Here is a 24,101-nt window from a genome sequence, read left to right on the forward strand (position 1 = left end):
ATCGGTTATTGTTTCACTTTCTCCGCACGACGCAGCCCTCGTAGCCTCGCCCCTTGGCCCACGACCGTCGCCGCGAGAGCGAGCGTCGCGAGCGGGAAGAGCACGAAGAAGAGGCCCGCGTTGATGTCACGGTACGAGAGGCCGAGAGCACGCCCCAAGGCGAGCTCGACGTCGACACACGCGACGTAGGCCATCGTGCCGAGCTCCGTGAGCGTCATGGCTGCCTCGACGCTCGCAGCGCCCCGAGCTTCGCCCGTTGCCAGGCGGCCACGCCGAAGAGCCCGAGCAGGAGCGAAGGCCATCCGAACGCGAGCAGGAGCAGGTTCGCGGCGCCGTAGCCTACACGAGGGTCGTCGGAGAGCCCGTGACCCGCTCGCGCGAGCCCACGGATCGTGGCGCCGAAGAGCCCGCGATCGCCCGAGAGCCACGGCGGGAGCCTCGCGCCGTGCGAACAGCCGTGGTTGTGGCACGCCCACGTGCACACCGTCGTGTGACGAGCCTCGCTCGGCACGTGGGTGCGCAGCCCGGCCCCGCTCGCGCCGAGGACCCCGACGAAGACACCGATCGTGACGAGAGCGGCGAGCGCCGACGCACGAACGGCGACGAGCACGGAGACCTCGCGCATCTTCACACCGCAAGTGTGCGACCTTCGCCGAGGCCTCGGGGCACAAGATCGCGGGAGCGGTCGAAGGTGCGGGGCGAACGGCCGCGCGCGGCGGGTCAGAAGTCGTTTCCCCGCCCCTCGTCGGTCGGCGCGGGCAGCCCGAGCACCCGTTCGGCGAGCCTTCGGCCGAGCGCCCTCGCGGCCCCGACGGCGGCCTCGTCACGGACGACCAGCGCGCTCGCCGCGGGCCCCGACGCGCTCGCGACGACGTTCGCCGAGACGTCTCCCGTGTCGAACGCCGGCTCCTCCCCGGGCGCCCGCACGACCCGCGCGCGCCCAACGACCACGATCCGCACCCCTCGCCCGAGCGGCGACGCCCCGACCTCCGCGATGCCTTCGGCGAGCTCGTCGACCCGCAAGAGCTCGATCTCGACACGCGGGTACCCCTCGCCCGAGCGGAGCTCACGCGCCTCGGCGAGCCTCGCGGACACGGCCGCGGTCAGCGCGTCGGCCGCGGCCGGGTACGGGGCGAGGCTCGCACCACGCACCACGGCGAGCCTCCCCGTGGCGGGCTCGCCCCCGCGCGCCGTCGTGTCGTGGGCCGCGAGGGGCCGATACCCGCACGCGGTCCCTGCGAGCGCCGCCATCCCGACGATCGCGACGAGGGCTCCGAGCCGCGCGCGCATCACACGATGACGTTCACGATGCGGCCCTTCACGTAGATGACCTTCTTGATGGGCTTGTCGCCCACGAAGGTGCGCACCTTCTCGTCGGCCAGCGCCGCGGCCTTGGCGGTCGCCTCGTCGGCCTCGGCCGGGATACGAATGACGCCACGCGCTTTACCGTTCACCTGAACGCCGATCTCGATCTCGGCGTCCACGACGAGGGCCGGATCGAAGGCCGGCCAGGGCTCGTACGCGAGCGTCGAGGCGCCGCCGAGGCGCTGCCAGAGCTCCTCGCCGATGTGCGGCGCGAACGGCGAGAGCACGAGCACGAGCATCTTCAGCGCCTCGCGGGGCACGGCCGGCAACGCGCCGAGGTGCTTCACGAGGATCATCATCGCGCTGATGGCCGTGTTGAAGCGGAGCGCGTCGATGTCCTCGCCGACCTTCTTCACGCACTTGTGCACGGCGCGCTTCGTCTCGTCGTCGTAGGCCGAAGGGTCGTCGGTGACCTTGCCGGTCGCCACGTTCCACACACGCTCGAGGAACCGCGCGACACCCTCGATCCCGTTCGTTTGCCAGGGTTTCACGGCCTCGAGCGGGCCCATGAACATCTCGTAGAGGCGGAGCGCGTCGGCCCCGTGGCTCTTCACGACGTCGTCGGGGTTCACCACGTTGCCGAGCGATTTGCTCATCTTCTGGCCGTTCTCGCCCAAGATGAGGCCCTGGTGGACGAGCTTCCCGAAGGGCTCGGCGTGCGCGACGAGGCCGAGGTCGTAGAGCACCTTGTGCCAGAAGCGCGCGTAGAGGAGGTGCAAGACCGCGTGCTCCGCGCCGCCGACGTAGAGGTCGACCGGCATCCACGCGTCGTACGCCTCGCGGCTGAACGCCTCGGACGTGTTCTTCGGATCGAGGAAGCGCAGGTAGTACCAGCACGAGCCCGCCCACTGCGGCATCGTGTTCGTCTCACGGGCGAACCACGCGCCATCCTTCTGGAAGAAGCGCCACTCCTTGGCGCGGGCGAGCGGCCCCGCCGGATCTTGGCCGGGCTTGAAGTCCTCGAGGTCGGGCAAGAGCAGCGGCAGCTCGGACACGGGCACCGGGATCGGCTGGTCGTACCGAACGGTGTAGGATGCACCCTCTTCGCGCGGGTCGCCCGCGCACTCGACGGGGAAGGTGATGGGGATGGGCTCGCCCCAGTAACGCTGGCGCGAGAAGACCCAGTCGCGCAGCTTGTAGGTGACCTTGGAGCGGCCCCGACCTTCGCTCGTGAGCCACGCCGTGATCCGAGCGCGCACCGCGGCCGAGAGCTCCCCCACTTCGAGCGGGCACCGCGAGCGCTCTTTGGCCCCGAGAGACGCACGGCCGTCGTCGGTGAAGGCCTCGGCCGAGACGTCCTTCGCTGTGCCTTCCGCGTCGTCGACCACCGCAACGATCGGAAGCTCGTATTTCACGGCGAACGCGTGATCGCGCTCGTCGTGGGCCGGCACCGCCATCACGGCCCCCGTCCCGTAGGTGGCGATGACGTAGTCGCCGAGCCACACGGGCACGGCCTCGCCGTTGACAGGGTTCTTCGCGTACGCCCCGGTGAACACGCCCGTCTTCTCGCGGGTGGCGTCGGACCTGTCGATGTCGCTCTTCTTCGCCGCCTCGGCCACGTAGGCGTCGACCTTCGCGCGCTCGGAGGGAGACGTGATCGCAGGCACGAGGGCGTGCTCGGGCGCGAGCACGACGTACGTCGCCCCGGGGAGCGTATCGACCCGCGTCGTGAAGACCGTGACGACCGCGGCTTCGTTGCCTTCGATGACGAAGTCGACGAGCGCGCCCTCGCTCCGGCCGATCCAGTTCGCCTGTTTGACCTTCGTCTCGGGCCAGTCGAGCCCGTCGAGGCCGGCGAGCAGCTTGTCGGCGTACTCGGTGATGCGGAGCGACCACTGGCGAATCTTGAGGCGCTCGACCGGAAACCCGCCGACCTCGCTCTTGCCGTCGACGATCTCGTCGTTCGCGAGCACGGTGCCGAGCTGCGGGCACCAGTTGACGGGCATGTCGGACTGCTGGAACGCGAGCCCTTTCTCGAACAGTTTCAAGAAGATCCACTGCGTCCAGCGCACATAGCCCGGGTCCGTGGTGTCGACCTCGCGGTCCCAGTCGTAGCTGAACCCGAGGCGCTTCAGCTGCCCTCGGAACTTGCCGATGTTGCCCGCCGTGGTCTCGCGCGGGTGTTTGCCCGTGCGAATGGCGTGCTGCTCGGCGGGGAGGCCGAAGGCGTCCCACCCCATCGGGTGGAGCACGTCGACGCCCTGCATACGCTTCTTGCGGCAGACGATGTCCGTCGCGGTGTAGCCCTCGGGGTGGCCCACGTGGAGGCCGGCGCCCGACGGGTACGGGAACATGTCGAGCACGTAGGCCTTCGGTCGACCAGGCGTGCGCGTGGCCACGAAGGTGCGGTTCTCTTCCCAGTATTTCTGCCACTTCGGCTCGATCACCGCGGGCTCGTACGTCACGTTCGCCGGTTCCGACATGGCCCCGCTTTACCACACTCGCGGCGCTTCGGCGCGCCCCCGAGGGCTCGCCGCGGACCTTCGGGGCCCGTTCGGTCTCAGCGCTTCGTGCCTCGGAAGAGCGGCCCGTCGCCCCCGAGGGAGGCGCCCAGGGTGGTGGCCCGCTCGGCCTTCTTTTCGAGGCGCGCGCGCCTTCGGGCGGACAGCTCGGGCGCCTCGGAGGTGCCCTGCTCGAGGACCTCGAGGGCCCTCTTTGGGGCCTTCTCGAGGTGCTCGTAGAGCTTCGCGAGCTCGAGGCGCGCCTTGGGGCAGTCGACCTGCGAAACCAGCGCCTCGAAGTCGACGAGCGCGGCGCGACGCTCTCCCCGGGCCTTGTGGAGCCCTGCGCGCGCACGGAGCCCGTCCGGTCCTGCTCCCCCCTCGAGCGCCCGGTCGACCACGCCGAGGGCCTCGTCGATGCGCGAGGACCGGCGGAGCGCATCGGCCACGCCGACGAGGTCTTTCGCCGAGAGCTTGGTGTCCTCGAGGGGCTCGCCGTAGAGCGCGACGAGCGCGACCATGGTCTCGACGTCCCACCCGTTGTGGTCGACGACGCCCACGAGGCCCCGCGTGTCCCCGGTGCGGAGAAAATGCAAGTAATGCCCCGCGACCTCGCCCGAGGGCACGTCGTCCTCGCGGACGAAGCCGAGCACGTGCTCCTCGAGCTTCGTGAGCTTGCAGGGGACCTTGCGGGCCTTGTGGAGGCGCCGCGCCACGTGCACGAGGTCGAGGTGAGGCGGCTCGGGCGGCAACGGGAGGCCCGCGAGCACGAAGCGCGTCCGGAGGAGCGGCATGTCGAAGCTCTTGCCGTTGAAGGTGACGAGCATGTCGGCGGCCGCGAGGCGCTCGGCCACACGCGCGAGCATGGGGGCCTCCTCGCCGAGCTCGCGCACGAGGATTTGCTCGGTGACGACCGACGTGCCCTCCCAGTACGCGAGCCCCACCAAGAACGCGACCGTGCCCGTGCCGCCCGAGAGGCCCGTGGTCTCCGTGTCGAGGTAGAGCGCGCGCTCGGGGTTTCGCGCGGCGAGCGTCGGGTCGAGCGCGAGGAGCGCGAGCACGTCCGCGCGGGCCTCACGCGCCGGAGAGAGCGACACGTGCCCGACGCGGTGGGCGGCCGAGAGGCGACGCGCCCGCACGTGCAAAGGACCTCGCTCGCTCTCTTCGGTGACGAACGGGAGCTCGGGGAGGTCCACCTCGGGGGCGCGGCGTGGAGCCTCTCCTCGGCTCCGCTCGAGCACGCGGTTCATGCGCTCACGCAGCTCTCGAAGCTTGTCTCCCGGGGCGATCTCCTCCGGGAGCACGTCGCGGACGTTCCCTTCCCGCGCGGGCTCGGGGCGCTCGCTCGCGCGCCTCGGATCGTCTCCGTCGCCGAGATCGCTCGCGTCGCCGAACCGCGGGCGCGCCTCGACCTCGTCCGGGGGGAGCGCGAGGCGGGAGAGTCGACCACGGAGGCGCATGGGCTTCACCTTACCCCTGCACGCGTGCTCAGTCCACCGCCCCGCGGTCCGACGAAAAAGCGAATCGATCCACGATCCTAGGTGGAGAGCGCCGCACCGGATCGACCTGTCCTATCACCCACGCGTCGATGCGCGTGGGCTCGCCGTCGATCTCGCGGACACGCATTCGCACGAAGCACTTGAACCCCGGGACGCCGAGCGCCGCCCACGGCTGCTCGTGGTTCACGCCGATCGCCGCGAGGAGCGCCAGGAACGCGCCGAAGAGCCCTCCGCAGACGACCGTCGCGACGCCGAGCGCGACGAGCACACTCAAGGCCCACACCCCACCCGTCACGACGCTCGCGAGCGCGCGGCCCAAGCCGACAGGGACCAACGCGAGCAGCGCCCCCGTCGCGACGGAGAACGGGACGACCCTGTGCGCGCGGTGCTTTCGGAGGCCGACGAGCAGCCCCGCCGCGACGGCGTACACGAGCCCCACGGCCGAGGCGAGGACCGAGGCGAGCTCGGACGCCCCGGAGGCCGACGCGAGGAGCGGAGGGGTCGACATGACCGCGAAGAAGATCAGGACGAGCCACCCCGAGCCGCCGAGCGCGAGGGTCGCGGGGAGGCGCGCGAGGAGCGCTCGCGACGCACGTTTTCCTGGGAACTCGGCGACGATCGCGTACGCGGCCCCCCCCGCGATGCGCGCGCCGTGGAGGAACGCCCCTCCCCCACCCGCGACGACGTGGAGGCTCTCTCCCTCGAGCGAGCGCTCGTAGTGGTGGATGTCGCCCGCCAGCACGAACGTAGGCGCTTCGGACGGAGTAACGCCGAGGGCCGAGAGCGTCTTTTCCCCGTGCGGGCTCACGTCCCCGAAGGCCCGCGCCGGGTCCGGGACGACGATCATCCGCGCCCGCCGCTCGCCCGGAGAAGAGCCGTGGGCGAAGAAGGCCTTTTGCCGCTCGTCGACCTGCTTCAGCTGCCGGTCGACCCCGAAGAGCTCGAGATCGCGGGCGAGAGGCAGCCGAAAGTAGCTCGTCCGCTGGACGGGGACGTACCCCGAGAGCGCCATCGCGCGGGGCTTCGCGACCTGCACTCCCTTGGCGAAGGCCTCGGCCCACGCGAGCACCGGGAACGCGTTCGGGCGTGGGCGCGTCGGATCGAGCTCGCTCGTGTCCTCGAAGGGCATCGGGGCTTGGCAGAGGCGCGCGAAGCCGTCGAGCCCGTCGTACCAATCGTGGTTTCCGGGCACGGCCAGCAGCAAGCGCTGGGGCTCCTCCGGGAGCGCCGAGAGCACACGATTCCAAGGCTCGACGAGCCGCCGCGTCACCTCGCGCACGGTCGCCACGGGGTAGGCCAGGTCCCCCCCGAGGAAGAGCACGTCGCCTCGCGGGAGGCGCTCTCGCCGGCCGCCATCCTCGACCTCGTACTCCCGCGCGACGAGCTCCGCCACACGCTCGCTCACGGTGACGTCGTCCCCGGTGTCCGACACGAAGTCGATCCACACCGTGCCCCCCATCGCCCCGGCGAGCGTCGGCGCCTCTCGAGCGCCGCGATCCCGGAGGCGCCTCACGGCCCGCGCGAGGAGCTCGTCGGGAGGCTCCGGCGCCATCCACTGGCGCGAGTCGACGTTGTCGGTCGCGATGGCCGACGCCAAGAGGTGCCGCATGTGGCCCCAGAACGCCGAGAAGCCGAACCAGGCGATCGCAGGCGGCCACGCTCGCCCGCGGGCGGGGGGGCGTTCGAGAGGCGGATCGGGGGGCATCCGCTCGAGACGAAGGGGCTCGGGCCGAGCAGCGTCGTCGGGATCGGTCACCGGGCGACCGTATCAGGCGTCGTGTATCGGCGCGCGGTCCTCGTCAGAAGGCGAGATCGGATGCGGCCTGCTGGTTCTGCCGTACCGCGCCTTTGGTGGCCGGGGACGCGGGCGCGGGTGGGGCGGCAGCAGGAGCCACGACGCGACCGGACGGGGGCTGTGCGAACCCACCTCCCCCCACACCAGCGCCAGAGCCGCCAAAGCTCTCGGCCGAAGCGACGGCGCCGAGCTGCTCTTGGAAATCGCGGTCGAGGCTTCGGGCCGCCCGAGGGGCGGGGCCCGCGGGGAACGGGTTCGCGAGCGCGACGGACTCGGCCTTCTTGAGCTCGGCCCGACGGCCCGCGAGGCGAGCTTGCGCCTCGGCCATCTTGCCCTGCTCGACGAGGAGGTTCACCTGGGTGAGGGTCGCGGCAGTGCGGCTTCGTTCGAGCCTCGCCGCGACGAACGGGTCGAGCGGCGCGTCCTCCAGGCCCTCGCGCACACCGAGGGCGAGGGACCCGCTGCACGCCCCATCGGAGCGCTCGACGAGATCCCGGTACGTGAGGCGGAGATCGGCCACCGGGCGCTCGCCCATGACACCGACGGGCACACGAAGCTTCATGAGCACCGTCTTTTGTTGTCCCTTCGAGACGGACCCGAAAGGAACGACGACGCGATCGCCCTCCCTCCGGAACGTGCGGTCGAACACTTGCTCGACCTCCACGCCGGGCGCGAGCGTCATCGTGAGCTCGCCGTCGCTCGCGACCGACGCGACGAGCGAGTCGAACTCTTGGGTGAACACGCTCGCGAGGGTGCTCGAGTCTTTCACGAAGTAGTGCCGCCCGGCGGCCTCGTTGGCGATCGCGGCCATGACCTTCTCGTCGAAGTCGACGTCGACGCCGATGGTCGAGATCGTGCACCCCCGATCGCGCATGCGCGCGGCGAGCGAGCGCAGCCCGGGGATGTCACGGATGCCCGAGTTCGTCGCGCCGTCGGAGAGGAGGAGCATGCGCGTGACGCCCCCTTCCGTTCGGCCTCCGGCCATGAGCTCGTGCATCGCCGACTCGAGCCCGCACGAGATGCACGTGTCGCCACCGAGCCGGATGCCGCGAATCTTCGCGACGATGCGGGCTCGCGACTCGGCAGAGACGACCTGCGGAGGGACGACGACCTCGGAGACCGTGTCGAACGCCACGACCGAGACCGTGTCCCCGTCGCGCATCCGCTCGACCGCCGCGGAGGCCGCGTCCATGGCGTGAGCGATGCGTGCACCCTTCATCGAGCCCGAGCGGTCGATGACGATGCCGAGGCTCACCTTCGGCGCCGCCGCGACGGGCGCGGACTCCGAGCCCGTGACCTGGGCGAAGAGGTAGGTCTCACCGCTCCCGGAGCGCGCGAGCGTCGCGTGACCGAGCCGCGCGTCGAGGAGCAACGTCTTCCCGACGGACAGCTGCGAGCCCTTCTGGGGGAGCTCGGCGACGACGCTCGCGCCCGCGGAGGACGGGGTCGTCACGGGAGCCCTGTCGGGGAGCGGCACGGCGAGCGCCGCCGCGCTCGAGGCAAGCACACACGCGAGAGAAACACCGAAGAGGGTCGTCGCCTTCATCCACCGGCCTCCGAAGCCGATTCGTACGCTCCGGCCTCGGCAAAGTTCTCGGGCCCCGCGACTTTCTGCTCGGGGGCACAAATCCCTATCTTTTCGAGGAGATCCCAAGAGGGTTGGCCGCCCACGAGCACCACCACGGCGTCGGCCGGAAGGGTGTCGACCGGCCCGCCCCCGCCCCGGCGCCCCACTCTCACTTGGCGGGCGCCGATGGCGTTCACCTCGGCGCCGAACCGCACCACGACGGCGCCCTCGGCGATGGCGCGCTCCATCTCGGCCACGTTCTTGGCCTTGCCGCGGACGAACCCGTCGGCCCGAGCGACCACGGTCACCCGCGCCCCGGGCTGCTTCGCGATCGCGAGAGCCGCCTCCATGGCGGAGTCGCCGAGGCCTACCACGACGACGCGCTTTCGAGCGAACGCGGCAGCGTCGACGAGCGCGTAGTGAACGCGCCCCTCGGCTTCGGGCGCGATCGGGACGTCGAGGGCCTTCGGGCTACCCCGCCGCCCCGTCGCCACGATCACGCGCCGCGCGACGAGAGTCTCCTCCCGGTCGCCGGTGACGAAGGCGACCCGAAACACGCCTTCCTCGGCGACCACGCCGGTCACCCGAGAGCCCTCGCGGACGTCGATGCGCCGCTGACGAACGATGCGCTGCCACTGCGCGACGAGCGCCTCCTTGGTCGTCTCTTCGAGCCAGAGGTCCCCCTCGACGGGCAGCGACAGCGGCGGATCGTGCACGATCTTCCCGCGCGGGAAGCTCAGGATGCTCGACGCGAGCGCGCCCTGCTCGAGCACCACGCACGATCGCCCCTCTCCCCCGAGGCGCAGGGCCGAAGCGAGGCCCGCCGGACCTGCCCCGACGATCACGACGTCGAGCGCGCCCGCGGGAGCGCTGCCACGCGGCAGGGTCTCGGCGATGCGCCGCGCGACACGATCCCCTTGGGCGATGGCGTTCTTGATGAGCGGCATTCCCGTCACGTCACCGGCGACGAATACCCCAGGGACACGCTCGCTCTCGAGGTGCTCCGTGAGCGGCACGCGCGTGACCACCTCCCCTTCGTCACGGATCGTGAGGGACCCGTTCGGGCACACTTGTGCGCACAGGACCACACCGCAGCACTCCTCGGGTCGCACCACCTTGGCGACGTAGCTCTCGACCGCGAGCACGTCGAACGGACACGCCTCGACGCAGGCGTGACAGCCGAGGCAGCGGCTCGCGTCGATCGTGGGGAGCTTTCGTTTCTTCGCCGGCAACGGGAGCTGCGGTGCGGCTTTTTCTGGCCGTGACGCTCGGGAAGCACGAGCGCCGCGGTGACGAGAGCGAAGAGCGCGGCCGTCCCCAAAGGGAGCCAAGGAACCCCGCGCTCGGATGGCCCCGATTGCCAGGGCGACGACCGCGCGAGGCCGACGGCGAGCTCCTGCGCCGCGAGGTGCTTCGTGCCGTGCTGGGCTCCGCATACGCCACGGGCGGGGCGAGGCTCGTTGCCGGCGTGGGTGTGCTCGTCGAGGCACACGACCGGCGTGGTCGCCCAGCTCGGACCACGAGCGTCGGGCGGCGGGAGGCACCGGGCGAACGGATCACGAGGGTCACTCGGGACGTGACACGGCGTACATGCGGCGACGGCCACGATCGGCACGGCCTGTCCTTCGGGCCCAGGACCGTCGAGGTGAAGCTCTTTCGCCGCGGCGGGGCCGAAGCGGCGCGCGCCCGCTTCTCGGAACGCGATTCCTTGGAATCCCGTGTGGGCGGGGTGGCACGACGCGCACGAGAGCCGCGCGTCGGTGCCGAGCCTCACGTGACCCGCGCGGGTCGACGTGTGGAGCTCCCTCACGTGGCACGGCGCGCACGTCACCGTACGAAGCTCCCCCGCGCCGGCGACGTGACACGACGCACAAGAGACCTTCGCCGCCACATGAGGGGGCGCGAGAGGGCGCGCGGCTTCGAGCGTGCCGGCGCGGCTTTGGATGCCGAGCCCAACCGCGGTGCCCAAGGCCGCGGCGAACGCGACCATCGCGATGGCCCGCGGACGACGCTCGTCGCTCGTGCCTCTCACGGCCCCCCCCAACGTACGGCGAGCAGGTGCGCCCCGAGGGCCACGACGAACGCGGCCACGACGACAGAATGGGCGACCGGGAGACCACGAACCCACGCGCCACCGAGCCCCCGTGCAGAGAGCGCCCTCCCTTCGACGGCGAGGTCGATCAGCGTGTCGAGCCCCGCGAGCTTTCCGGAGCCTCGCCCCTCGAGCATGGCGTCGGCTTCGGAGCGGAGGCGCCGCTTCTCGGCGGACAGGGACCGCCCGGACACGAGGAGCGCTAGGCCCCCGAGGCGCAGCCCTATGTACGGGCGCAGAAGGATTTCGTAAATCTTCTTTACCACATCGCTTCGCCCGCTGAGCGTTTGGAAGAGCATCCGCTCGTTCTCGACGCGGCGCCGAGGGAGATCTTCGGGGAGCGCCCCGTCACGTTCGACGCGCGCGAGCATCGGGGGAAGCACGGCGTACGCGATCGTCGAGAGCCCCCCGAGGACGGACACGGCGATGAGGGCTAGGAACGCGAGACGACCGGTCGTGGAGCTCGATGCGGTGAGGGCGTGCCCCACCGTCGCCGAGGTAGCAGCCGTGCCGATCGCCACGTGGGCCACGTAGTGGAGACGTGTCCTCCCGGTACGCTCCGAAGGACGACCGCGCTTCTTGGCGACGTACGCGAGCGCCGCTCCCGAGAGCACGAGCGCGACGAGCCCGGCCGTGGGCGCCGACACCCGCGTGAACGGAAACCCGCCCGCGACGGCAGCGCCGAGGACGACCCATGGCCAAAGGAGGGCACGTCCCTCCGGGGCGACGATGGAGCTCCCGTCCGCGCCGCCGAGGACCGGGGAATCGCTCGGGTCGACACGCGCGATGGCCTCGACGGGGCACGACGACACACACGCCGGCCCATGCCCCGTCCCCTCGCACAGGTCGCATTTGACCGCGACCTCCGAGAAGCCCGTCGCCGCTTTGCTCTCGGGGCTCCTCGGCACGAGGCTCACGTTCTCCCATGGGCACGCGCGAACACAGTTGCCGCAGCCGGTGCACAGCGCAGGCTCGATCCGGACCTCCCCGCGACCGTCACGGCGAATGGCCCCCGTCGGACAGTCTCGGAGGCACGCGGGGTTTTTGCAGTGCTGACAACTGTTCGGGAGGAGCAGGCTCGCGGCCTCCCTGGCGGTCCCGGGCTTTCCCCCCTCTCGAACCACCGGCAGGAGCAGCTTGTCACCGCGCCGCGTGAGCCTCGGCACACCGTCGTCGTGTGCGCTCCCACACGAAACCACACAGTGGCCGCATCGGACGCACGCGTCTTGGTCGATGACGAGGAGCGAGCGAGCGATGGTCACGCGGTAGAGGTCCTCGACCACGTGGGCCGTCGTGCCCGTCTTCGTGGGCGCGCGGCGCGGGAGCCGGCCGCGCCGGAGGACGTCGAGATCTCCACGTCCGCGCGCGACGATCTCGCAGAAACGAGCCGATGGAAACACGGCCAGCGTCGAGGGCCCCGCGGCGTAGAGCGTCACGTCCAGGGCGCCCCGGTCGGGCTCGCACACGACGTCGCCCGCGCCGACGTACCCCGTCGGCACCGGCTTGGCCTCGGGGCCGACGTCCGAGATCCCGACGAGGCCGTCGATCACGAGCCACGCACGGGTCGCGGGGTCGGTCGGCCTCGCGACGATCTCTCCTCGCTCGTGGGCGCGAACGACGGCGAGGTCGAGGAGCTCTCCCCGTGATGTGTCGTCGAGCCCCTCGAGGAGGCCCGATGCCTCGAGGCGGCGCTCGAGCAAACGCCGGCGCGCGGCGCGGACGGTCTTCTCGAGCAGATCCTGGCCGCCCGCCCGGACGAGGGCCCGCTCGAGGACCACGAAGGGGATTTCGGCGATCTCGCTCGCCCCGACCGCGAAGGCGTCGGCGTGGCGAACGGCCGACGGACCGAGGACGGCCTCCTCTCCGGTCACCTCGAACCCTCGGACCACCCGCTCCGACACACGGGCGGCCGCGCCCCGTCTCTCGAGCTCGACCACACGGAGCGCTCCGGAGATCACGACGAACACGGCGTCGGCGGCGTCTCCCGTCGCGTAGAGGCGCTCCCCCGACGCGCGTGCGACGACCCGACCGGCCGAGCCGACGTCACTCCGCCCGCGCGCGTCGAGGCCACGGAGGAGAGCCGCACGGAAAACGAGCGGATCGAGCGTCGTCATTCGATCTTCGCGCTCGCCTTGCCGATGTCCACGACGTCGATCCGCGAGAGCATCGCCACGTCGACCTGTGGCCCCGAGGGCCGCGCCCCCCGCGCCGCCTGCTCCGCCTCGTACGCCGCGAACGCCCGCACCAGGAACGGCGGGAAGCTGCGAAATCGAAGCTTCGCTTCGACGCGGTACGGACCTTGGTGTGCTCCCGTGTCGAGCACGTAGGTGTACGTGAGCGGCACGCCCGGCGGCGCGGATCGGGTGTCGACGATCGCGTCGGGGGCCTTCGCGGTGCCCCGATCCGCGTCGAGCGCGCCGATGGGGAAGTAGGTCTCGAAGAGCTCTTCGCCCCCCGAGAGGTTCGAGCGGCACTCGCCCGTCTCGGGGTCGTAGGGCGCGTCCTCGTAACGGTCGGCGCGTGTCCTCCCCTGGCCCGGGCCCGGCTGGCATCGCCCCTTTCCGTCGACGAAGCCGATGCAGCGAACACATCGCAAGAACCCGTTCTGGAGGTTCACGAGGCCTCGGCCTCGGAAGGACGTACCGCCGAGCCTCGGGCTCGGGCTCCAGTCGGGCACGTCCGGCCCATCGACGACATCGGCCCCGAAGACCCCCAAGGGGCGACCGTCGGGATCCTCGTCGCGGCCGAACGTGCGGCCCTGGCCGCGCCCCTGTCCGACCACGTCGCGCACGTTGACGCGGAGAAAACGCTTGTCGTGGAGGTCGTCTCCGGGCCCGTCGACGCGGCCGACCTCGTACACGACGTCTCCGCGAGCATCGAGCACCCGGAGCTCGACCCACACCTCCCGCTCCTGGCTGAAGCCGGCCGGGACGCGATGACCGGCGCCGACGTTCTCGAGCACGACGGGGACCTCGAGGGTGCGCCCCGTGCGACGAGGCCCCTCGATGGCGAAGCGGAACGAACGAGCGAGCAGGAGATCGCGGCGCGGGCGCAAGCCGAGCGGGACACCTCGCGCATCGAGCGCTCGATCGTTCGCGAACGACAGGTCGAAGCTCGGCGTGAGAGGCACGTCCACGCTCGTGAAGTAGTGAGAAAATATTTTGTCTTTTCGGGCACTTCCACCCGACACAAACCCGCTCGCGTACTCCCCCGGGGCCCGCTGCACGAGCCTGTGCCCGGGCGGACAGGCGTCGCTTCGTTCGGCCGGGCGCGTCGGCGCTCCGGGCTCGCAGACCGCCGGGAAGGTGCTCATGTGGCAGTCCTGGCAGGTCGCGGCGCGTCTCCCCGCGGCTTCTTCGGTCGAGGCCCACGCGCGCCATTCGGAGTAGCCGTTGCGTAGCCGCTTGAAGTGCTCGCCTCTCTCCTTCCCGATCACGTCGGTGCCGAACAACCGAACGTCGTGGCAGCTCCCGCACAGCTCGCTCGATCGGCCGTACGCCTTGGCCGACGCGGACGGGGCGCCGTGGGGACGCGCGCCTTGGCCGCGCCCGTCGAGGAACGAGGAGAGCTCGATCCGATAGCCGCTGTTCGCGATCCCGAACCGCCCATCGGCGTCCTCGGGCCTCGCGAAGAAGACGTTGCCCGTTCGCGCGGACGTCCAGGACGGATTTCCCTCGTAGCCTCCGGAGCCGTGCGTGCCCACGGGGCCGACCGTCGCATGGCACGCTTGGCACGAGATCCCCTCGAGCGCCTCGGCCGAGAACATGTCGATGAGAGGTCGTCGCGACGATGCGTTGCCAAAGGCCGACCACGGCGGCACGGACGGTCGGACCGACTCGGTCGGGGCGTGGCAACGAATGCACCATCCCTCTCCTCCCGATCCCGTGACCGAGAGCCCCGACCGCTCGTCCGTGCACACGTCGGCCCCGCGAGAGCGCAGCGCACCGGGACCGTTCGGGCAGCGCGCGTCGCGCCCGTTCTGCTCTTCGACCACGCTCTCGAGCGCGCCGAAGAGCGGGCTCCGCGACGCGTGCGCCATGACGGACCTTTGCCATTCGGACACCTCGCGCGCGTGGCAGGGGGCGCAGTCGGCGGCGCGGGCCCGGGTGAGCGGCGCGCCCTGCGCCATGGCCACCGGGACGGGGTCGACGCGAAGCGCCGAAGAGCGTGCGAGGAGCCCCGTGACGAGCGCGGCGAGAGCCACCCCCACGGGCGCCAACACCCATATCCGCCGCTTCACCGGCAGGTGACGAGCAGGCCGTGATGGTGTCGACACGGCCGCCGGGGGCGCCTTTCGCCCCTCCGAGGGCGCACGATCTCCGCGTGCTCGTCGACCGGTCGCGATCGCCTCGAGCCTCCGCGCGACATCGGCCGCGGAGCGAGGACGCGCGTCCGGCCGGGGATCGAGCAGCTCGAGCACGAGCGACTGGAGCCCTGGCGGCAGACGGCTCGCAACCTCGGATGGGAACGGGGCCGGATCGTGTGCGGCGAGGTTCTGTGCCTCGAGCCGCCCCACGCCGGCGAACGGGTGAGCCCCCGTCGCCGCGCGGTACACGAGCAGTCCGAGCGCGTACCGATTCGAGGCGGCGTCGGGCGCACGACCGCTCGCGACCTCGGGGGAGTCCCACCGGCTCGCCCCCTCGCGAGCGGAAGGGTCCGCGGGCATGCCGGCGAGAGCCCGATAGAGCGCGTCGGCTCGCAGGGAGATCCGCCCCTCGAAGCGGCTCACGTCCCGCGGCCGCAGAGGCCCAGGGAAGAGCGCGCTACGTTCGCACGCGGCGAGCGCCCTAGCGAGGCTCGTCGCGAGCTCGAGCGGGTCGACCTCGGGTCGGTCCTCGAGGGTCGGAGCGCCGGGCTCGCGTACGAGCCAAGGCCCCTCCGCGTCGACTCCGGCGGCGCGGATGCCGAACAGACCGGCCACCGAGAGGGAGTAGATGCGCTCGGCTCGCGCGTGGTCGGCGGAGCCAAAGCGCACGAGCTCGACGCCCTCGCCGAGCTCTGCGACGCGCACCTCTCCACACACGACGATGGAGGCGCCCTCGACGTTGGGCGCGGCGACCCTCGGGAGGCCCCGGCCGGGGGCGAGCTCGGACAGGGGGCTCACGGGGCCTCAGCGGGGCGAAGACGGCGTCGCTGCGGTCTCCAACGTCGCCGAGGGAGAGGCCGCGTTTCGCTCGTTGGAAGAGAGACGGAGGCGATAGGTCACGGCGAACGAAAGGGCCGACACGAGCACGATCCCGAGCACACCGGCCCACGTGGGCACCTCCCGGCTCGGCTTGGCTTGCGCGTTCTTTTCGACGAGCGCGACGGTGTCGAGTCGAGGGGCGGGGCTCGGGGCCTCGGGCTCACGCTTCGAGGCCGTAGCGGATCCGCTCGGTGGGCTCGTTCGTTCGGTGTCGGTCTTCGGGAGCGCTCCCGTCGTACGCCTCCGAGGCGCCGCCTCTCCCGCCGAGCGGAAGGGCTCGAGGGTGTCGAGCACGACGCGAGCCGACGCGGGGCGTTTCTCCGGATCCTTCTCGAGGAGCGAGAACATCAGCGTCTCGACGCCGCGCGGAAGACCGACGCGCACGTCGTCGGCGAGCTCGGGAGGCTCGGCCGTGCATTGGAGGTTCAAGAGCTCACGAGGTGACGCCGAGTGAAAGGGGACCTCACCGGACACGAGCTCGTAGAAGACGAGGCCTAAGGCGTAGAGATCCGCGCGCGCATCGATGACGCCCGCGTCGATCTGCTCGGGGCTCATGTATTGGAGCGTCCCGATGCTCTGCGTGTTGGTGGCGTGTGCCGCCTCGAGGACCTTCGCCACGCCGAAGTCCATGACCTTGAGCCCCTTCGGCGCGCCCTCGGCCTCCTCCCCTTCGGCGCACACGAGCATCACGTTCTCGGGCTTGAGGTCGCGGTGGACGATGGGCGGGCTCTGCTCGTGAGCGACCGCGAGCGCCTCGGCGATCGACGCGATGTGGCCCACGGCCTCGGCCCACGGGAGGCGCTTGCGTCGAACGAGCTCGTCCCGGAGCGTCCGGCCCGACAGGTACTCGAGCACCATGACGAGCTTGTCGCCGTCTTCGATCGACGAGAGGCTCCTGACGAGGTTCGGGTGCTCGAGGTGAGCCAGGATCCGCATCTCGTTCAAGAAGAGCTTGCGGCCCTCCTCGTTCTTCGTGAGCTCGGGCCGGAGCACCTTCAGGGCGACGCGGCGCTTCGAGAGGCGCTCTTCGGCCTCGTACACCTTCCCCATGCCGCCTTCGCCGACGAGCCGCTTGACGAGGTATTCGCCGATTCTCTCCATAGGCCCCTCCGTACGCACCGCGTCCCCATTCGATCTCCGCGAGGCACCGAAACTTGTTTCTCTCGTAGTTTCAGGCACTTACTCAAAGTGAAACGGGGCACCGTCGCGGGCGCAGGCCAGCATCTCGGCCATCCCCATGGTGCCGAGATCGGGCAGCTCGTCGTCCGCGAAGAGGCGGGCCTCGAGGATCTCGAGGGGGTTCGACGGGTCTTTGACGGGCGCTTGGATCGTGCATCGAACGACGACCGTGATCGCGTGGAACCGTGGGTCGCGATCGGGCCTCGAGAAGACCCCCGTGACACGCTCGAAGGTCGACGCGACGACCCCGGCCTCCTCTTCGAGCTCCCGCGGATACGACGCGGCGAGAGTCTCGCCCCACTCGACCGTACCGCCGGGGAGGGCCCAGGTGCCCGTGTCGGCGCGGCGAATGAGGAGCCATCGGCCGTCGGTCGTCCGACCGGCCACCGCAACGCCGACGACGGGCCTCCGGAGGATGTGTCGCGCAAGCTCCTTGGCGATGGTGAGCGCGCCCTTCGGCAAGCGCGAAAAGAGTCCCTTGGCCATGGCCCCACTCTACCGCGAAGGCCCGCGGCTCCTCGAAAATCCCGAGCGAGGCTCGCGTTTGGCCCGGTGCGCCCGTGTCGTGGTAAAGACCGGCGCGTGAAGCTCGCAACCTTCCTCGAGAACGAAACCCAGGTCCCTGCCCTCGTCGTCGTCGATGGGGGCTCGACGAAGCTCGTGCACCTGCCCTCCGCGTTCGCGTGGATCGAACGCGAGGCCGGCCGTCCGAGCGGGGCGTCCGAGATCGCCCGCACGTACGGAGAGAGCGTGCTCGGGTTCGTGGAGCGGGGCTCCGTCACGCGCGACGCCGCGAACACGATCCTCTCGGCTCACGCGGCGGGCAAGCTCCCGTCCGAGCTGCTCGTCCCCGAAGCCGGGCAAAAGCTCCTCGCGCCGATCCCGCGCCCGCCGTCCATGCGGGACGGCTACGCGTTCCGGCAGCACGTCGAGACGGCACGGCGAAACCGCGGGCTCGAGATGATCCCCGAGTTCGACATGTTTCCGGTCTTCTACTTCACGAACCATCAGGCCGTCGTGGGCCCAGGCCCGGTCGCCGTGAGGGAGCTCGCGCGCGAGAAGCTCGACTTCGAGCTCGAGGCCGCGATCGTCGTCGGAAAGAAGGGGCGCGACCTCACCCCCGAGACCGCGGACGACTTCGTCTTCGGCATGACGATCATGAACGACTTTTCCGCCCGGGTCCTCCAGATGGAAGAGATGAAGCTTTCGCTCGGCCCCGCGAAGGGCAAAGACTTCGCGACGGGCCTCGGGCCTTACCTCGTCACCCTCGACGAGCTCGCAGCGCGCTCCAAGAAGACGCCGAAGGGGCTCGTCTTCGACCTCGAGATGCGAGGCCTCGTGAACGGGACGCGCGTGTCGACCGGCAACGTGAAAGACATGACGTTCACGTTCGCCGAGATCCTCTCGCGCGTGAGCTACGGCGTCGACGTGTACCCTGGTGACGTCATCGGGTCGGGCACGTGCGGAACCGGCTGTTTCCTCGAGCTGAACGGCTCGAAAATCACGCAAAATCAATGGCTTATGCCAGGCGACTCCGTCGACCTCGAGATCGACGGGCTCGGCCGGCTCTCGAACACCATCGTCGCGGCCTGACCGAGCGGCGCCGAGCCTCGGCGCGATCACCGGGCGTGGCGCGCGAGGTGATCCGTCGCGCGACGGACGGCCCACGGCGTGACGAAGCTCGCCTCGTCGAGGCCGGCGAACCACCCGATGTGCCCGCCTTCGCGCGACATTTCGAGGTCCAGCGCGAGGCTCGCGTCGCGCAGGCTCGCGCGCACGAGCGCCCCGGGCACCATCGGGTCATCATGGGCGTGGATGACTCGCGTGGGAACGGCAACACGAGAGAGGGAGGGGCGAGCGCTCGCGGCGGCCCAATACGCGTCGACCGACGCGAAGCCGTACACGGGCAGCACCACCTTCGCGTCGTACTCGCGAAACGAGCCGAGGCGAGACAACCCCGCCGCATCGAACGTGGCGCGGTCCGGGTGAAGCCTCGCGAACGCGCGGGCCTGGCGAACGAGCCCACGAAGCACGTGGAACCGGTACGGGAGGCGCGCGGGCGCGTCCATGTGCGGACCTATCGAGGTGTAGTCGAAGGGCGCCGAAATCGTCGCGGCCGCGGCCACGAGCGACGGCCCACGCTCCGCGAGCTCCCCGAGCAGCTTCATCACCAGGTTCCCTCCCCCGGAGAAGCCCAAGAGGACGACCGAGCTTATGCGGTCGTCGCTCCGAAGAACGTCGACGACGTGCAGGACGTCGCCCGTGAGACCGGCATGGTAGAGCGCCGGCGCCTCCGCGACGCTCGCGCCCGCGCCGCGCATCGACATCCGCGCGACGTGGAACCCGTCGCGATGGAGCGCGACCGCCGCACGGACCACGTACCGCGACGCGAGATCTCCCCCGATCCCGTGCACGATGACGACCGCAGGGCGCCTCCCCTTCGCGAGCCACAGATCGGCGTGCAGGTGACCGCGAAGGCTGCCATGAGCGATGGGGAGCCTCAGGGGCTCGTGCTCGGAAGGGCGGAACCCGCGCGGTGGGCAGTAGAACGGCGCGGCGGCGCCGAGGGTCTGCACGTGCCCGTTCGCGAGGAGGCCGGTGAGGACGCGCCTCATCGCGCCTTCAGGGCGCGCACGCCGGCCGGACGACGTGCATGACAGCCGCGCCGATCGTCCCGTTGTAGCCCGTGACGACGCCGACCCCTGGCGCGGCCGCGGCCCCGTACACGTTGCCCGGCTGCAGCGCGAGCTCGGTCGCTTGGCCCACGCCCGCGTCCCCGGCGCCCGCGTCGGCGGCGCCCGAAAGCGTGTAGAATGCAGCCGACAGCTTGGTGGTCGGGGTCGACGGCGTCGCGAACGTCGCGAAGACGGTCTGATCGTCCGCGAACGCGATCGGGCCCGCCATGTTCTGGTAGTTCGGCGAGCCGGGGGCCGGGTACGTCGCCACGTCGACGAACTTGTCGCCCGCGAACGAGGTGTCCTTGTCGTCGTCGAGGATGACCGCGAGGCGGACGGCCGAGACGCTCCCGTTGAAGGGCGCGGTCGTCAGGTTGAGCGGCCATAGGGTCGCCACGGCCCCCTTTGCGCTCGCGGCGAACTGCCCGTTTCCGAAGTTGTACGAGTACTGCGGCCCGGGAGAGATGCCTTGGTCGACGCCGAACACGCCGCTCGCCGACCCGGCGCCCGTGAGGATCGAGAACGCCGGGGCGCCCGCGCCGCCGAGCTGCCGGATCGCCACGACGCGGTCGGCTCCCGAGGTCGCGATCATCTGGTACGACTGCGCGGTCGCGACGGTGTTGAGCCCGATGGTGCCGGTGAAGGGTGGCTCGGCCACGGCGAACGCGTACCCGGGGCTCGTGTGACCGAGAAGGAGCTTGTCTCCCGCGGTCGGCAGGGCGACGTTGAATGCCTGCCCGTTGTACGACACGAGACGGGACTCGGCCTTGAGCTCGGCCGCGGGGTTCTGCGGGACGTCGAGCCACGCGACCGGTAGCCTGCGCTGGAGGCTCCCCGTGAGACCTCCGAGCATGTAGAGGCGGCGCCCGGACGCGAACATGTACGAGGGCACGAACGGCGCGCCGCTCACCGAGAGAATGGTCTTGGGCAGGCCGGGCTCCTGGTAGAGGTACGCGTAGACGCCCGAGCTCGTCGACACGAACGCGAACGGAGGAATCACCGCGACCGAGCGGAGCGGCCCCGACACGGCGATGTTGTCGACGAGGCGAATCTCCTCCGTCCGCGGGAGCGGAAGAGGCGGCAGGCAGGCGTCGGCGGCCACGTCGCAGCGCGCGGCCCGGCATGGGTCAGCCTGAGGGCAGATCGCGTAGGCACACGTGCCTGACTCGCATTTCCCTTTGAGGCACGCCGAAGCCGCCTTGCAGTCCGCGTCGACCTTGCAGGATCCGACCGCGGAGCCGTCGATGCCGGCCTCGGTCGGGCGGACCACGTCGGGAACGGACGACTCGGGAGGCTCTCCGGTACCTGTGGGGAGAGGTGCGCTGTCGGCGCGACCGATGAGGCTCTCGTCGAGCCCGAGAGAGCAGCTCGCGAACGCGCCGGTGAGCGCCGTGCCCGCCAACGCCGCGAGCGCAAGAGAACGCCAGTTCATTGGAACGTGCCTCCAAGGACGAGTGATCCGGGCCCCACGGCGACCTTCGCCTCGGTCTTTCCGATCGGCACGAGCGCCAACGTGACCCCCGCTGCGGCGACGACGATGCCTCCGACGAGCGCGAGAGACGTCCAGGTCGCGAGGCTCGTGGCGTGGTCGTACGCTTCGCGTGTCGGGCCGGCGTTGTACGCGTCACCCGCGGCGAGAGCCTGGGTCCCGAGGACGATGCCCGAGAGGACGAGCGCCCCCCCCGTGCCGGCGAGCACGAAGCCAAGCGGGCGGAGCGGCGACTGCGCCGGGGGAGGAGGTGGCGGGGGCTCGGGCTTCGGCGGGGGCGGAGGCTCGACTTTCGGCGGGGGCGGAGGCTCGGCCGCCTTTTTCGCAGCCAAGAGCTGCGCCTCCGTGACCTCCACCTCGATCGCCTTGCCGGCCTCGAGCGACACGTCGCGTTTCTCGACGGGGTAGCCCGAAGGTCGGATCGTAAGCACGTGCGCGCCCGGGAGCGCGTGAAGACGCGAAGGCCCGGTCACCTCGGTGAGGCTGTCGAGCTGGATTTTCCAGGTCGACGGCACCTTGACGACCACCGTTCCGAGCGTGCGCTCGAGGCTCTGGACGCGGTCTTTGGCCTGAGTGGTCTGCTTGGCGTCGAGCCCGGGGAGATCGAGGGCTCGCCCGTACGCATCGCACGCGCGCTCGGGCTGGCCCGCGCTGTCCCACGCGAGCGCAGCCGTGAAGGTCGTCACGGCGTGCGGGCGGAGCGCGGATGCCGCCTCGAACTGGAGGGCGGCCTCGACGAAGCGTTTTTGCGCGAACGCCTCGCTCCCTTGGCGGAACCGGGCCTTCGCTTCGACGGTCGGGTCAGGCTCGTCCGCGTGCGCGCCGCGTGGGGCGGAGCTCGCCACGAGACACACGAGACAGCCCACGGCCCACGTTCGCCACGCCACGTTTCGCATGAGACCTCCGCATCGTATCGTCGCACGAATCGCGCCGAGGGGTCGAGCCCTGCCCTGCGGCTGCGCGCTACTCACCGTGTGGGCGCGCCTCAATAGGGGCTCGTCGGGATCGCCGGGGCGGCGGGGGCGCGAGCCTTCCACTTCAACGTGATCTTGAGCGGAGAGGCCGTCGTATCGTCGACCTTCACGACCGCGTCCTCTCGCCCCTCGGCGCGAATCGTGAGGGTGACCGGCTTTCCTGCTCCCGGCTTCGGGATGGCCGCGAGGGCGGCCGCGGGCTGACCGTCGACCGACACCGTCGCGTTCGGTGGGGAAAGCTCGAGGTCGATCTGAGGGGTATCGGGAAGCTCCATGGCCGGGGAGGCATCGGGGGTAGCGACGACCGCCGCGCCTACCGAAGGCACCACGCCTGCGAACGCCGAAGGGGCCGGAGGTGCGCTCGCCGGAGTCACCGGAGCCGCGACCGCGGGAGGTTGGGCCGGAGGCGCGGAGCGTGGCCGGACGATGGCGAAGTAGCCGCCCATCCCGAGGACGATCGCGACGATGGCGCCAATCGCTATTCCACCGATAACATTGTATTTTCCGTCACCGTCGGCGACCGGCGGAGGCATCGGACCCATGCCCGCTCCGACCGACGGCGGGCCGTAGCCGGCGAGCGAAGCGTGCGACAGATGCGACACCTGCGAAGGGTGCGACAAGTGCGAGGGGTGCGACGGCTGCGACCCGTATCCTGGGGACGAGAGATCACCTCGGAGCTGCACGCCGCTCCCCGACGCGGGCCCGGGGAAGCTACGGGCGACGGACGAGATCGCCTGGGAGTCGTCGGCCGTGGGAGAGGCTGCCTGCGCTGCACGAATGCGCTCTTTCCGCCTGTCGATTCGATCGCCGATGCGAGCGCGGAGCGCCTGGGCGACGTTCGCCTGGGTGACGACGGGCCCCGAGCGAGCGAGCCACTCCTCGAGCGCCACGCGGAGCTGCTCGGCGGTCTGGAACCGGAGCTTCGGATCCGCGGCGAGGGCCGTCGCGACGATGCGATCGAGCCCCGCCGGGTACGTGGGCACGCGCTGCGTCGGGCGCACGTAGTTGCCCGACATCAGGTTGTGCATGATCTGCATGTCGTTGTCCGCGCGGAACGGCGCGATCCCGCACGTGGCCTCGTAGAGCACGCACCCGGCCGAGAAGACGTCGCTGCGGCGATCGACGATGCCGGCGACTTGCTCCGGGGCCATGTAGGCGAGCTTGCCTTTGATCTGTCCCGCGGTGGTGTTCTCGTGCAGTTGACCGAGCGCCTTCGCGACGCCGAAGTCGGCGACTTTGACGTTGCCGTCGGCCGAGACGAGGATGTTGTGCGGGGAAAAATCGCGGTGCACGACCTGGAGAGGTCGCCCGTCCTCGCCGCAGAGCTCGTGGGCCGCGTGAAGGCCGGCGCACGCGTCGGCGACGATGCGCGCGACCACGCGGTAGTCGAGGACCTGGGTCTCGGCGCTGTTCGGCCGGAGGACGCGGCTCAACGAGTCGCCGTTCACCCACTCCATCGCGAGGTAGAGAACGCCGTTCTCTTCCCCGAGCTCGTAGGTGTCGCACACGTTCGGATGGTGCACGTTCGAAGCGATGCGCGCCTCGTCGAGAAACATGCGCTCGAACTCGGGCTCGCGCGCGAGGTGCGGGAGGATCGTCTTGATGGCGACGAGCTTGGTGAAGCCGCGCTGGCCGTGCTGCCTCGCGGCCCACACCCTCGCCATGCCGCCACGCGCGATGGCCACGAGGAGCTCGTAACGACCGAGGCGCATGCCAGGGGACAGCGCCCCGGGCTCGTCGCCTCCCTCGTCCATGGGCACGTTCTCCGCCATCCCCTTCATCGTACACGCGGGCTTTTCCCAATGCACGGATTTGCAGGGGAGACGAGGTGGTGAAGTGT

17 protein-coding genes are annotated in these 24,101 nt (G+C 70.8%); 1 reads left to right on the forward strand and 16 read right to left on the reverse strand.

What is annotated here, in order from left to right:
- Positions 1 to 5 precede the first annotated feature (5 nt).
- The 12 genes from IPK71_22425 to IPK71_22480 all read right to left on the reverse strand — a co-directional run bounded on the left by IPK71_22425 (position 6) and on the right by IPK71_22480 (position 17,609).
- Positions 6 to 218, reverse strand: a complete 213-nt coding sequence (locus tag IPK71_22425; GenBank protein ID MBK8216495.1) for a hypothetical protein — start codon at positions 216 to 218, stop codon at positions 6 to 8.
- Entirely contained in the window at positions 215 to 625 is a 411-nt protein-coding gene (locus tag IPK71_22430; protein MBK8216496.1) for a hypothetical protein, read from the reverse strand. Before IPK71_22430 ends, IPK71_22425 begins: the two co-directional genes overlap by 4 nt.
- A gap of 95 nt (positions 626 to 720) precedes the next feature.
- Positions 721 to 1,290: a hypothetical protein gene (locus IPK71_22435; protein MBK8216497.1), complete on the reverse strand. Its 570-nt coding sequence runs from the start codon at positions 1,288 to 1,290 to the stop codon at positions 721 to 723.
- Positions 1,290 to 3,788 carry a leucine--tRNA ligase gene (locus IPK71_22440; GenBank protein MBK8216498.1) on the reverse strand — a complete coding sequence of 833 codons (2,499 nt, stop codon included), beginning with the start codon at positions 3,786 to 3,788 and terminating at the stop codon, positions 1,290 to 1,292. The genes IPK71_22435 and IPK71_22440 overlap by 1 nt, the downstream gene beginning before the upstream one ends.
- Positions 3,789 to 3,865: 77 nt before the next feature.
- Entirely contained in the window at positions 3,866 to 5,266 is a 1,401-nt protein-coding gene (locus tag IPK71_22445; GenBank protein MBK8216499.1) for a ribonuclease H-like domain-containing protein, read from the reverse strand.
- Between the two features lie 28 nt (positions 5,267 to 5,294).
- Positions 5,295 to 7,061 carry a hypothetical protein gene (locus IPK71_22450; GenBank protein MBK8216500.1) on the reverse strand — a complete coding sequence of 589 codons (1,767 nt, stop codon included), beginning with the start codon at positions 7,059 to 7,061 and terminating at the stop codon, positions 5,295 to 5,297.
- Positions 7,062 to 7,104: 43 nt separating this feature from the next.
- A complete protein-coding gene (locus tag IPK71_22455; GenBank protein ID MBK8216501.1) occupies positions 7,105 to 8,646 on the reverse strand; it encodes a VWA domain-containing protein in 1,542 nt (513 codons plus the stop codon).
- A complete protein-coding gene (locus IPK71_22460) occupies positions 8,643 to 9,899 on the reverse strand; it encodes an NAD(P)-binding domain-containing protein (GenBank protein MBK8216502.1) in 1,257 nt (418 codons plus the stop codon). Before IPK71_22460 ends, IPK71_22455 begins: the two co-directional genes overlap by 4 nt.
- Positions 9,900 to 10,695: 796 nt before the next feature.
- Complete coding sequence (locus IPK71_22465; GenBank protein ID MBK8216503.1) at positions 10,696 to 12,873, reverse strand: cyclic nucleotide-binding domain-containing protein; 2,178 nt, start codon at positions 12,871 to 12,873, stop codon at positions 10,696 to 10,698.
- Positions 12,870 to 15,863 (reverse strand): hypothetical protein, encoded by a 2,994-nt coding sequence (locus IPK71_22470; GenBank protein ID MBK8216504.1) that lies wholly within the window; start codon positions 15,861 to 15,863, stop codon positions 12,870 to 12,872. Before IPK71_22470 ends, IPK71_22465 begins: the two co-directional genes overlap by 4 nt.
- Before the next feature lie 6 nt (positions 15,864 to 15,869).
- Complete coding sequence (locus IPK71_22475) at positions 15,870 to 17,045, reverse strand: protein kinase (GenBank protein ID MBK8216505.1); 1,176 nt, start codon at positions 17,043 to 17,045, stop codon at positions 15,870 to 15,872.
- A gap of 78 nt (positions 17,046 to 17,123) precedes the next feature.
- Positions 17,124 to 17,609: an NUDIX hydrolase gene (locus IPK71_22480; protein ID MBK8216506.1), complete on the reverse strand. Its 486-nt coding sequence runs from the start codon at positions 17,607 to 17,609 to the stop codon at positions 17,124 to 17,126.
- A gap of 411 nt (positions 17,610 to 18,020) precedes the next feature.
- Between IPK71_22480 and IPK71_22485 the strand changes: the two genes are divergently transcribed.
- A complete protein-coding gene (locus tag IPK71_22485; GenBank protein MBK8216507.1) occupies positions 18,021 to 18,716 on the forward strand; it encodes a fumarylacetoacetate hydrolase family protein in 696 nt (231 codons plus the stop codon).
- Between the two features lie 26 nt (positions 18,717 to 18,742).
- On the opposite strand, the gene IPK71_22490 is transcribed toward IPK71_22485, so the two are convergent.
- From IPK71_22490 to IPK71_22505, 4 genes are all read right to left on the reverse strand, one after another.
- Positions 18,743 to 19,738 (reverse strand): alpha/beta fold hydrolase, encoded by a 996-nt coding sequence (locus IPK71_22490; GenBank protein ID MBK8216508.1) that lies wholly within the window; start codon positions 19,736 to 19,738, stop codon positions 18,743 to 18,745.
- Between the two features lie 7 nt (positions 19,739 to 19,745).
- Positions 19,746 to 21,230 carry a hypothetical protein gene (locus IPK71_22495; protein ID MBK8216509.1) on the reverse strand — a complete coding sequence of 495 codons (1,485 nt, stop codon included), beginning with the start codon at positions 21,228 to 21,230 and terminating at the stop codon, positions 19,746 to 19,748.
- The gene (locus IPK71_22500) at positions 21,227 to 22,183 is read right to left on the reverse strand and encodes a tetratricopeptide repeat protein (GenBank protein MBK8216510.1); all 957 of its coding nucleotides are present in this window, start codon (positions 22,181 to 22,183) and stop codon (positions 21,227 to 21,229) included. The genes IPK71_22495 and IPK71_22500 overlap by 4 nt, the downstream gene beginning before the upstream one ends.
- Positions 22,184 to 22,272: 89 nt before the next feature.
- A complete protein-coding gene (locus IPK71_22505; GenBank protein ID MBK8216511.1) occupies positions 22,273 to 24,033 on the reverse strand; it encodes a serine/threonine protein kinase in 1,761 nt (586 codons plus the stop codon).
- Positions 24,034 to 24,101: the final 68 nt, after the last annotated feature.

The sequence above is a fragment of the Myxococcales bacterium genome (genome assembly GCA_016712525.1).
Taxonomy (GTDB): Bacteria; Myxococcota_A; Polyangia; order Polyangiales; family Polyangiaceae; genus JAAFHV01.

What these genes read in the sequence shown, in the direction of transcription:
- IPK71_22475 (MBK8216505.1), bottom strand. Translation starts at nt 17,045, where the DNA reads ATGGAGAGAATCGGCGAATACCTCGTCAAGCGGCTCGTCGGCGAAGGC.
- IPK71_22485 (MBK8216507.1), top strand. Translation starts at nt 18,021, where the DNA reads ATGCGGGACGGCTACGCGTTCCGGCAGCACGTCGAGACGGCACGGCGA.
- IPK71_22440 (MBK8216498.1), bottom strand. Translation starts at nt 3,788, where the DNA reads ATGTCGGAACCGGCGAACGTGACGTACGAGCCCGCGGTGATCGAGCCG.
- IPK71_22435 (MBK8216497.1), bottom strand. Translation starts at nt 1,290, where the DNA reads ATGCGCGCGCGGCTCGGAGCCCTCGTCGCGATCGTCGGGATGGCGGCG.
- IPK71_22430 (MBK8216496.1), bottom strand. Translation starts at nt 625, where the DNA reads ATGCGCGAGGTCTCCGTGCTCGTCGCCGTTCGTGCGTCGGCGCTCGCC.
- IPK71_22505 (MBK8216511.1), bottom strand. Translation starts at nt 24,033, where the DNA reads ATGGCGGAGAACGTGCCCATGGACGAGGGAGGCGACGAGCCCGGGGCG.
- IPK71_22500 (MBK8216510.1), bottom strand. Translation starts at nt 22,183, where the DNA reads ATGCGAAACGTGGCGTGGCGAACGTGGGCCGTGGGCTGTCTCGTGTGT.
- IPK71_22455 (MBK8216501.1), bottom strand. Translation starts at nt 8,646, where the DNA reads ATGAAGGCGACGACCCTCTTCGGTGTTTCTCTCGCGTGTGTGCTTGCC.
- IPK71_22425 (MBK8216495.1), bottom strand. Translation starts at nt 218, where the DNA reads ATGACGCTCACGGAGCTCGGCACGATGGCCTACGTCGCGTGTGTCGAC.
- IPK71_22465 (MBK8216503.1), bottom strand. Translation starts at nt 12,873, where the DNA reads ATGACGACGCTCGATCCGCTCGTTTTCCGTGCGGCTCTCCTCCGTGGC.
- IPK71_22490 (MBK8216508.1), bottom strand. Translation starts at nt 19,738, where the DNA reads ATGAGGCGCGTCCTCACCGGCCTCCTCGCGAACGGGCACGTGCAGACC.
- IPK71_22445 (MBK8216499.1), bottom strand. Translation starts at nt 5,266, where the DNA reads ATGCGCCTCCGTGGTCGACTCTCCCGCCTCGCGCTCCCCCCGGACGAG.
- IPK71_22495 (MBK8216509.1), bottom strand. Translation starts at nt 21,230, where the DNA reads ATGAACTGGCGTTCTCTTGCGCTCGCGGCGTTGGCGGGCACGGCGCTC.
- IPK71_22480 (MBK8216506.1), bottom strand. Translation starts at nt 17,609, where the DNA reads ATGGCCAAGGGACTCTTTTCGCGCTTGCCGAAGGGCGCGCTCACCATC.